Annotated in this window: 10 protein-coding genes; 4 read left to right on the top strand and 6 right to left on the bottom strand. The window is 44.6% G+C overall.

Translation table 11 applies throughout. The features are described from left to right. Positions 1–129: 129 nt before the first annotated feature. Positions 130–402 carry a DUF7710 domain-containing protein gene (locus VIP81_RS24930; protein WP_331967708.1) on the bottom strand — a complete coding sequence of 91 codons (273 nt, stop codon included), beginning with the start codon at positions 400–402 and terminating at the stop codon, positions 130–132. 125 nt (positions 403–527) lie between these two features. Here VIP81_RS24930 and VIP81_RS24925 point away from each other — a divergent pair, with 125 nt between their 5' ends. Continuing rightward, a complete protein-coding gene (locus VIP81_RS24925; RefSeq protein WP_331967706.1) occupies positions 528–977 on the top strand; it encodes a DinB family protein in 450 nt (149 codons plus the stop codon). A gap of 39 nt (positions 978–1,016) precedes the next feature. Here VIP81_RS24925 and VIP81_RS24920 read toward each other — a convergent pair whose 3' ends face one another. The 3 genes from VIP81_RS24920 to VIP81_RS24910 all read right to left on the bottom strand — a co-directional run bounded on the left by VIP81_RS24920 (position 1,017) and on the right by VIP81_RS24910 (position 2,316). After that, entirely contained in the window at positions 1,017–1,532 is a 516-nt protein-coding gene (locus VIP81_RS24920) for a hypothetical protein (RefSeq protein WP_331967704.1), read from the bottom strand. Positions 1,533–1,686: 154 nt separating this feature from the next. Then, positions 1,687–2,064 (bottom strand): VanZ family protein, encoded by a 378-nt coding sequence (locus tag VIP81_RS24915; RefSeq protein ID WP_331967702.1) that lies wholly within the window; start codon positions 2,062–2,064, stop codon positions 1,687–1,689. A 24-nt stretch (positions 2,065–2,088) separates the two neighbouring features. Next, positions 2,089–2,316, bottom strand: coding sequence for a helix-turn-helix transcriptional regulator (locus VIP81_RS24910; protein ID WP_331967700.1), 228 nt, complete (start codon positions 2,314–2,316; stop codon positions 2,089–2,091). Between the two features lie 539 nt (positions 2,317–2,855). Here VIP81_RS24910 and VIP81_RS24905 point away from each other — a divergent pair. The 3 genes from VIP81_RS24905 (at position 2,856) to VIP81_RS24895 (ending at position 6,020) form a co-directional block, all read left to right on the top strand. Beyond that, complete coding sequence (locus VIP81_RS24905) at positions 2,856–3,128, top strand: hypothetical protein (protein WP_331967698.1); 273 nt, start codon at positions 2,856–2,858, stop codon at positions 3,126–3,128. A 69-nt stretch (positions 3,129–3,197) separates the two neighbouring features. Next, positions 3,198–3,755, top strand: a complete 558-nt coding sequence (locus VIP81_RS24900; protein ID WP_331967696.1) for a lipocalin family protein — start codon at positions 3,198–3,200, stop codon at positions 3,753–3,755. 285 nt (positions 3,756–4,040) lie between these two features. Beyond that, entirely contained in the window at positions 4,041–6,020 is a 1,980-nt protein-coding gene (locus VIP81_RS24895; protein WP_331967695.1) for an FAD-dependent oxidoreductase, read from the top strand. Positions 6,021–6,088: 68 nt separating this feature from the next. Here the strand turns inward: VIP81_RS24895 and VIP81_RS24890 are convergent, their stop codons facing one another. After that, entirely contained in the window at positions 6,089–6,223 is a 135-nt protein-coding gene (locus VIP81_RS24890) for a hypothetical protein (RefSeq protein WP_331967693.1), read from the bottom strand. Positions 6,224–6,254: 31 nt separating this feature from the next. After that, complete coding sequence (locus VIP81_RS24885; protein ID WP_331967691.1) at positions 6,255–9,377, bottom strand: lantibiotic dehydratase; 3,123 nt, start codon at positions 9,375–9,377, stop codon at positions 6,255–6,257. Positions 9,378–9,427: the final 50 nt, after the last annotated feature.

The raw sequence follows: 9,427 nt of genomic DNA, 5'->3' as shown, positions 1-9,427 counted from the left end.
GTATCGTAGCCCGGACCGCGCAGATCCCGCAATTGCTGAAAGCACTGGAACTAACCAAAATCGTACGTTTTAAGATACAGGGAAGAACAATTACTGTAATGCCTTACCAGGCGGCCAATTAAGGGGAAATCAATTTTGTTTACCATTTTCAAAATGAAAATGTGCCTGACTAGCGGAGCTGAATTTGCCAATAAACTCCGGGCTGGTATGTTCCTGCTTTTTAGGTGCAAAAAATTCGTTCTCAATGGCCCAGTCATAAACGCCTGTATTGATCGGGTATTCCGTTAAGGTACCGGACAATTTATTTTCACTGATCCAATCCGTCGCCTGATCCAATTGATCGAAAACACCACTGGCAAAGCGGCTGTTAACGCCATTGAAAACCCATATCGTTGCTGCCATAGAAAAATATTTCCAGGAAAGATACTGGTAATTTGATGAACCTTGACTCAAATGCCCCCATAGGTTGGCAGATTTGCATCCCTGTTTATTGCCGAATGCAACGTAAGTTTGCTAAAAGCCCCGTCATGATGAAAACAATATTTGATCCCGCTACCAGGGAGGAATTGATCGCCAGGATCAATACACTAAACGAGCAGAGTACAGCTCAGTGGGGTAAAATGAACATCTATGAGATGTTGAAACATTGTATTACCTACGAGCAAATGATGTTGGGCAAGCTCCGGTATAAACGTGCCTTCATAGGGCTTTTGTTTGGTAAAATGGCATTGAAGGATTTTGTAGGTGATGACCGGGCCATCAAACGAAATGTGCCCACGTTGCCGCAGCTGAAAGTAAAAGGGGCGAACGGGAATGTAGCCGCCGAAACAAGTAAATGGATTGCTTTACTGGAAGAATATGCAGCCGATGATGATCGGAAAATAGTACACGCTTTTTTTGGACCGCTGACCTGGGAACAGGCGGGGCAGCTGGTGTATAAGCATACAGATCATCACTTGCGGCAATTTAATAGTTGATGGCAAACTTATTTAATTACGGCACTCCTTCATTTGATCTTACGGAGTAATGGGTTTTGCCCTCCTTCGCCTTAGATCGTCTCCCTTCCTGGTATACAGCACAATAGCCGGACAAGGCGGGTGCAAATCCTGAAAAATTTTAGCATAAGCAAAGTCTTTTAGCGGAAGAGTTGCTGCATAGTCGCCGCTGACTTCCACCTCGTCAACGAAATACTGTACACCAGGACAAGACGAGAGTGTATGAGATTGCCATCCGGGCGGTAATTCCCTAATTAAAAATTCTAAGACGTAATATTGTTTCCCCGGATTGATAGGATCCCTTAAATCGAACGTGAAATGTTCGATAGCCTTAAATTCATCTTTAACAACATATTGTTTATTTAAAGCGAGATGTCTGTCCTGCCAGCGTGCCTTTACAGTTACTTCCTTTAGTTTTTTGACTTTAGGAATGGTATCTGAAGTAGGTTCTTTAGGAACAGTATCTGTAGTACGTTCTTGCGCGATTGCAAAAACGGGGAGTAACAGAAAACAGGAGAGGAGTAGGATATGGTTCATTATATCACTACACAAACCAGCCGGATTAAGTACCTGTTTATTTGAAATTATTTTCTGAATTACCCCATCTTTTGCAGATGCAGTATCAAAATATCATTGCTGTGGTCGATATTGTTTTTTTTTCTGCAAATTGATTCTGTAGCGTGCAGCCTATTCAATGCTGCTGTCGGGTGGATGGTTTTACTTTATCAATGATATAGAAAATCAAATAAGAGAAGAATCCGCCTAAGATAGAGGCGATCACGTCTTTCAAATCAAAGGTCCGCTGTGGCATCCATATCTGGCAAATTTCATATAGCGAGAGACCGATGACAAAGGAAGTAATTACGCTGCGCGCTTTTCGTTCATCGAGCGGGAATTTAATGAGGGCGTAGCCAAGGAAAGGTATTACTACGGCCAGGAAATTGGGTAGGGAGCCAGCGATGATGTTAAGGTGGTGTTTGAATAAGTAGGGGCGTAGTTTCAGCTCTTCAAAAAGGGTGAAGGCAAGGGCGGTGGAGAGGGCGATGATGTAGGCGGATTTTTTGTTCAAGGTGTTGGAGGGTATTTAACTTCACTATTTTTTAAGCACTAATGTATTTAAATCTACAGCCAGGGCCTCTGCTAATTTAAGCAAAGTCGTCATACTTGGATTGGTTTCTCCGGCTTCCAGTCTTCCTACAGAACTGTGTGAAATATCCGCCAAATAAGCAAACTCGCGCGTGCTCAGCTTTTTTGCGATCCTCAGTTTCTCCAGATTTTTGCCGAATTCCTTTAATATTTTGTCCTCCTGTGCATCTTTCATCCCCGGAAGTTCATTGAAACACAAAAAAATAATGTACCCGTACTTGGGTACAGTTGATAAAATGTATTATCTTTGAAGTAATAAATTGATGATCGCTTTATTGAGTTGATGCATTTGCATTAACAGCTAAACATAATAAATTACAGGACATAAATTGGGAATTTAAACGTGAGGTCATGTGTTGAGAATTTTATGTCTATCAGAATAAATATTCATCACCAAACTCCTTTTTATAAACACCACAACCCCCGCTCCCGAATGGCTCGAAAAGGCCTTCCACCTTTCGCCTGAAGAAATTCAGAACCCCATGCAGGTCCTCGAAGAATTCTGCTGGCAATACGCTCCAACGGAAGTCCGCATGAAACTAAAAGATTGGTACGCGGCCTCACTGTCAGACGAATTAGCCGACACCAAATCTATCTTCACCATTTATGAAAACGTGGAAAAATTAATCGAAGCTGTTTATTTAATCCAACACGTATAAAGCTATTCCATCGCGTTTATGTGGCCGCTATTTAATAACATCAACACTAAACACCATGACTAACGCGAGCAATGTATTATTACGCATTCACACCTTGATGTCGAAATTACCTGTAAATTTCCGGGAGCGGGTTTGTGAAGAATGCAACTGGAGTGTCCCCACCTTCTATAGAAAAATAAAATTAACGGAACAAAATGCCCTGAGCAATGCTGAAAAAGAAATGATCCTATTGGTGATGCTGGAGGTATTCGGGCAATTGGGAGAGGAACTGAAATCTCCCCCAATTGTAGCAGAAACGCCACAACTTCGCCAAGTCCTTTCGGTATAACGCCGGTTAATCCCCGATTTCTTAACGGCAGTGTATTTGTATTCATACATAGACAAAAATTCGATATTTATGAATAACAAAAAGCTTCTTGCGATTGCGGTAACAGCGGGTATATCTGCTGCTGCGGCTATTATTTTGTATAATAGCTGCAAAGTGTCTATTCCCAGAGGGGCTAAAGCAATATCGCCTTTTGATGTGAGGAGATACCTGGGTACCTGGTATGAAATTGCCCGGCTGGATTATAAGTTTGAACGCCACCTGACAAACGTGACCGCTACGTATTCACTCACGGATGATGGAGAGCTGTCCGTAGATAATAAAGGATTTAATCAGGAGCAACAGCTTTGGAAAGAAAGCACCGGCAAAGCTAAATTTGTAAAAACGCCAGATCTGGCGCGGTTGAAAGTGTCTTTCTTCGGACCTTTCTACGCAGGTTATAATATCATTGATATAGATAAACATTATAAACATGCATTGGTAGTAGGAAATAACCTGAAGTATATCTGGATTTTATCACGCACCACCAGCATTCCTCCAACGATTAAAAAACGTTTTCTGGAACAGGCGGAAGAACTGGGTTATAATACCGACGAGCTAATCTGGACAAAGCATGATTTGAACGCGTAAAAAATAGATTTGTTTTTACTAAAAATATTAGTATTTTTGTAGAAGAAAGCAAATGAATAATGTAGAAAAGCTTCAATCGCCATGCTGTAGTGGTGTTTTGGGGCTTTTCTATTTGTATTTAATGCTAAATATATTAGTGCGTAAATTGTGCTGTTCGACAACAAGAGCTGCATACGTGGGATAAATTTATCATGGTCGGCAAATGTTTTTCAATAAAGGTGGTTATTTCCTTTTTCACCTAATCAGCAGTATATTGATCTGTTTTAATAAACAGTGATACTAACTATGCTACTGAACAGATTCATGATGCCTTTATGCTCCCTGTTGCTCGCAACAGGCCCCGTATTGGCTGGTACTCCCAAAGAAGTAGATGTATGTGTGTATGGTGGTACTTCCGCCGGAGTAATTGCTGCTTATACCGCTAAGCAACTTCATAAAACGGTTTTGCTGATATCTCCGGATAAACGTCTCGGTGGACTTACCACCGGAGGTTTGGGATATACTGATATTGGTAATAAATTCGCCATCACCGGCATTTCCCGTGATTTTTACCGCCGCATTGGCCGCCACTACGGAAAATTTGAGCAATGGATCTTTGAACCACATGTAGCCGCCGAAACTTTTCAGCAATACATTCAGTCGGCCAAAGTGGAAGTGTTGTATGATACCCGTGTGAGTAGTGCTAAAAAAGAAAATGGCTATATCACGGAAGTAACGGTAAACGGCGCCAGCCCACAGGTGATTAAAGCCAAAATGTTTATTGACTGTTCCTATGAAGGAGATCTCATGGCCGCAGCAGGTGTTGCTTTTACGGTAGGTCGTGAAGCGAATAGTGAATATCAGGAAACCTATAATGGGGTGCAGTTAAAAGATAAGCACCAGTTCCCGGATGGTATCGATCCTTATAAGGTGCCTGGTAAGCCGGAAAGCGGACTACTATGGGGTATTAGTCCTGCAAAATTAGATGCGCCCGGTGCCGGCGATCAAAAAGTGCAGACCTATAACTTCAGGATGTGCCTCACGGATCAGCCGGAGAACAGGATCCCGATTACACAACCGGAGAGTTATGACCCGGCGCGATATGAGTTGTTAGTGCGACTGGTGCAAAAGATTAACCCAAAGAACCTGAATACTATCCTCAATATTAACCGGATGCCCAATGGCAAAACGGATATCAACAACATTGGTGCTTTTTCGACCGATATGATAGGGATGAATTATGATTATCCCAATGCCGATGATGCTACGCGTAAGCGGATTATTCATGATCACGAAGTATACACAAAAGGACTGTTGTATTTCATAGGGCATGATGAACGGATGCCGAAACACCTGCGCGACGAGATGTTGACCTGGGGCTATCCTAAAGATGAATATACCAACAACGGACATTGGTCACCGCAATTGTATGTAAGAGAAGTGCGGCGGATGATCGGCGAATACGTGATGACCCAGGCCAACTGTGAAGGCAGGGCTACCGTTACCGATGGGGTAGGGATGGCTGCCTATACCATGGATTCACATAACTGTCAACGTATAGTCGTAAACGGTATGGTGAAGAATGAAGGAGATGTGCAGGTAGGTGGCTTCGGCCCTTATCCGGTTGCTTACCGATCCATTATTCCAAAATTAGCCGATTGCAAAAATTTGCTGGTGCCTGTTTGTCTATCGGCGACGCACATTGCTTATGGCTCTATTCGTATGGAGCCGGTCTTTATGGTGCTGGCACAATCCGCTGCCACAGCAGCGATAGTGGCTATTGATAGCAAAGTTTCCGTGCAGGATGCCGATGTTAAAAAGATACAACGTATACTTACCGACAACCCCTTAGCGGATAACAGTACGCCGGAAATACTCGTCGATAACGACGATGCAAAGCAGGTGACCATTAGCGGCGACTGGCAGCGGGAAACGCATGGCGGCTATGGACCATCAATGCTCGTTGATCCATCAAAAGGTGGCAGCGAAAAGTTTGTTCGCTTTACACCAGCTATCGAAAAGAGTGGCCGCTATCATGTGTATACCTACGTGCCGCGAATTGCTGCACACGCTACCAGTACCACCATCCGTGTAAACGATGGCGTACGCATTAAAGCTGTACCGTTGCTGTCTGCCTCTGTAAAGGTGGAAGGCCAGACTTCCGGTGAATGGGTCGATTTGGGTACTTACCAACTGAAGGCTGGTAAGGGGGCGTATGTAGAAATAAACAATCAGCAGGCAGATGGCGCTGTAGTGGCAGATGCCATGCTGTTTATCGCTGAGTAGATATTGAAAATACCGGGTAACCGATGGGAGGTAGGAGTTCGCCCGTCAGCTACCCGGTATTTTACTTTTTAACAGTCAAAAGTACGATGTGTAGTTGTCGTAAAAATTGTACTGTCTTTTTTGCCTGCCAGCTCATTGTTAGCATTCAATTTGGCCACCTTAATGGTACCCAGTTTCATTTTTGGCTCAATTTTCTTTTTCATACATATTGTTTTAGTAAATAAAAAAATGTGTTTATAATGCCGGTGTCAACTGTTTTTTAGCGATGGCAGTCAGGGACTCATAATACCTGCTCAGGAAATGGTACATCACCAGCTCGTGTTTTCGCTGGTTGGATAATAGCATCCTGTTGAGAAACATATGAATGTAACTGCTCAGCAAATCGTCCCGCTGTTCGATGTCTATTTCCGCGAGGCGTTGCTTTATTTTGTGAGAGCGCGCAGTCAGCCATGCGGTGGCCTCTTCAATGCCATTGGCGACATCCTGCGAAGGATCGAGGATGCTGCTTATTTTACGCATCTCTTCCCGGTACTTGTTATTGAGTTGTAATAGTAAGGGCTTACCACCACCAAATTCTTCGTAGAAATTTTTTTGCAGCATTTTCAGCAGAGCGAATTTTTCTGCCAGCGTATACCCAAAATCGTTCAATAGACTATCTACTCCCCGCAGGGATAAGAGCCAGCGATAATTTTCGCCTTCTTCGCCGTCCAGCAGGTCCAGGATCTGGAGTACACTTTCACTGTCGTAGAAGAACAGGTCTTCGCTGAAAGTCATGGTGGCGGCGCCATAACGCTCTATTTCCCTTTCGTAGGTATCTGTTTGGATGCGGTATGCGGTGTTGGTAGCAGGGTCCATGCTGTTATATAATCTCTCCAGTACCTCTTTCCAGAAATCTTTCCGCGTTCCGTGATGAAACCGGATCCGGAGATGGTTTTCCGGGTCGCCATACCGGATGAAGAACCATTTGTCAATCAGGTTTTCGTTTAACAGCTGTTGTGTCAGTGGCAGCAATATTTCCCGCAGGATATTTTCTGCACTGCGGGTGCCTGCATATAGTTTTACATATAGCCATTCACTGCCGGTCACGAATTTACGTGTAGGTGTATCCGTTATAGCGGTGGTAATCGCTTGTTTTTTATTTTTTTCGGAAGACAGATACCTCAGTGGGATAATAAATTCATTGGTATGTTTCCCCTCGGGTCCTTCTATCCAGCAGTTATCGGGTGTATGGAGGAATTCCTGCAGGGTAATTTGTTCTTTTTTGAGTAGTTGTGTCACCAGCAGGTGAACGGCTACTTCATTGTCAAGGTCTGCCGGCAGTTCATTGTCACCTTCCGTGATGACCACATAACGGGGGAGGTCCAGTTGCGTTTTTATCTCCCGGAAAATAGCCGGATAATCGCTGGCTGCTGCCGTTGCTAATGCCGGCCAGGATTTTTTGTGTAATACCCAGCTGCTTTTGCTGAGAATCACATGACCGTATTGTACTCTTGGGAAAAAAGATACTTCGCCCGGAAGTTGCCATTGCCAGGCGATACCGGTATGGTAATCCTGGTTTTGCAGGTCGCAGAGAAATTTATAGACAGGTAACCCGTTCCGATAGTTATGGGCGGTACTCAGGCGGGGGACAATGATTTTGTTCAATCGCTCAGAGCGCAACACCACTTTACCACGTTGTACACTCACCATGAGATCGGAAAGGTGTAGCTGAAATGCTTCCGGGGTATGACTATTCGCCAGGTACACGATTTCATATTCCCGGAGACGGGGACGCATCAGAATATTGCCGGTTCTGGATTCTGGAAGATGTATGACTTCCGCATAGATCTTCCCGGGATCGGCGGCTTCTTCGGCGGCGAGGCATTCCTTTACTTTGTAGGCCAGCTTTTCATCGCCATGACAAAATCTTCCCAGCAGATTGGCGGCGGAAGGACCGCTGCAGCCATTCATATCAAAGAGGTAGTCGCCGTTGTCGACGGCGGCGGCACTATGACTGAGTATGCTACCCATGAGGTACATGCTCTCTGGTAAGGCAGGCACGTCTTTATCTTTCAGGGTATCGAGTTGTTCTTTGGTGATCGTAATTATTTTTTTACCATCACGCAAACACTGATGCAGTTGTTGTAATTGAAATTCCTGCATTTTGTTGCGGGGACTACTGCTGGTCGCTGCACGTGCCGCTGCCTGTATATCGTCTACCAGCGGTGTATGATCTGCGTTGCTATTGTTGTGTGCACCGTAACCAATACCAGCTTCGGTGTCCAGCGCTATACTGAGCGGTACCTCCTGTTCTTCGTATCGCTGTTGAAAAGCCTGACAGAAATTCTGGAGATCCGCGTTTTTGTTGGTGGCTGCCAGTTTCCACAACTGCGCTATTTGTGCAGCCAGTTCATTGATAATGGTATGACTTAATGTATTGCTGCTGGTAGACAAAAAGAGGTCTGTTTGCACGAGGTCCTTGCTGCTGGTATCTGTGAGCATCGATTTCACGAGGGCATGTGTGTCGGTATATTTCGTGATGCCCGTTTGCTGCTCCTGTAGCAGCTGTTGAATGCGTGAAAGCGGTGTGGTGAATGCTTCCGTGTGGGAGAGGGCTTTCAATCGTTGTTGCAGGTGCACGAAAAACTCTTCTCCGGTAACGGTGGGCGTTAGTTCATTTACCAACAGCTGATTTTGCAGTAGTTCTGCGATAAATTCATCCGCTTCTTCTTCACTGATCTGATCGGCTTCGCTAACGATGCTGCTACGTATATCCTTCAGCGTAGCGCCGTGGGCGGCGGTGTGCAGTATTTTATCGAGATAAGGGCTTTGATTCACCGCGGTCAGGTAATAGTTGCGGATCTTGTTTTTAACTGTATAGGCTGCATAGCGGTATTGTTTACCTGCGGCATATAAAGAGTTGTTGGGATAAAATCGCAGCTGCGCTGCTATATCAGGAACGGCGGTAATAGCGGTTGCCAGTTCTGCCACATAGTTCATATCCAGGCGAGAGTGTTTTCTATGTTCGTTTTTATTGTTGAGCCGGATGGCAGTATGATCTGCGGCTTCGCCTGTAGCGCAGCCTGCAAAGAGTCCGTAAGGCGTACAGCGTGTGCTCATCCGCAATAGGTACCGATATAAGGCAGCGGCGAGTTTATAATTCTCTTTTTCATTCGTGGAGTTGCCGGGCAGCCACTTTTGCAGCTCCTGGTATAATTCAGGAGAGGCAATATAAATGGCTTCCTGCAGATATTCGTCCCGGAAAGTTTCTTTTATAAAAGCAGTGAGTGTTGCGTTGGTAATATGGTTTAATTCAGTGGTGATATTCACCGGTAGTAACGGCGTTCTTATCACATAAAAATTTTCAGCTCTGATCATGGCCAAGGTCAACATTAGTCGTTGAAGATAATAGTTTCCCTTACAACAGC

Source organism: Chitinophaga sp. (genome assembly GCF_036566945.1).
Lineage (GTDB): Bacteria > Bacteroidota > Bacteroidia > Chitinophagales > Chitinophagaceae > Chitinophaga.
This window is presented reverse-complemented; position numbering and strand designations above follow the sequence as displayed.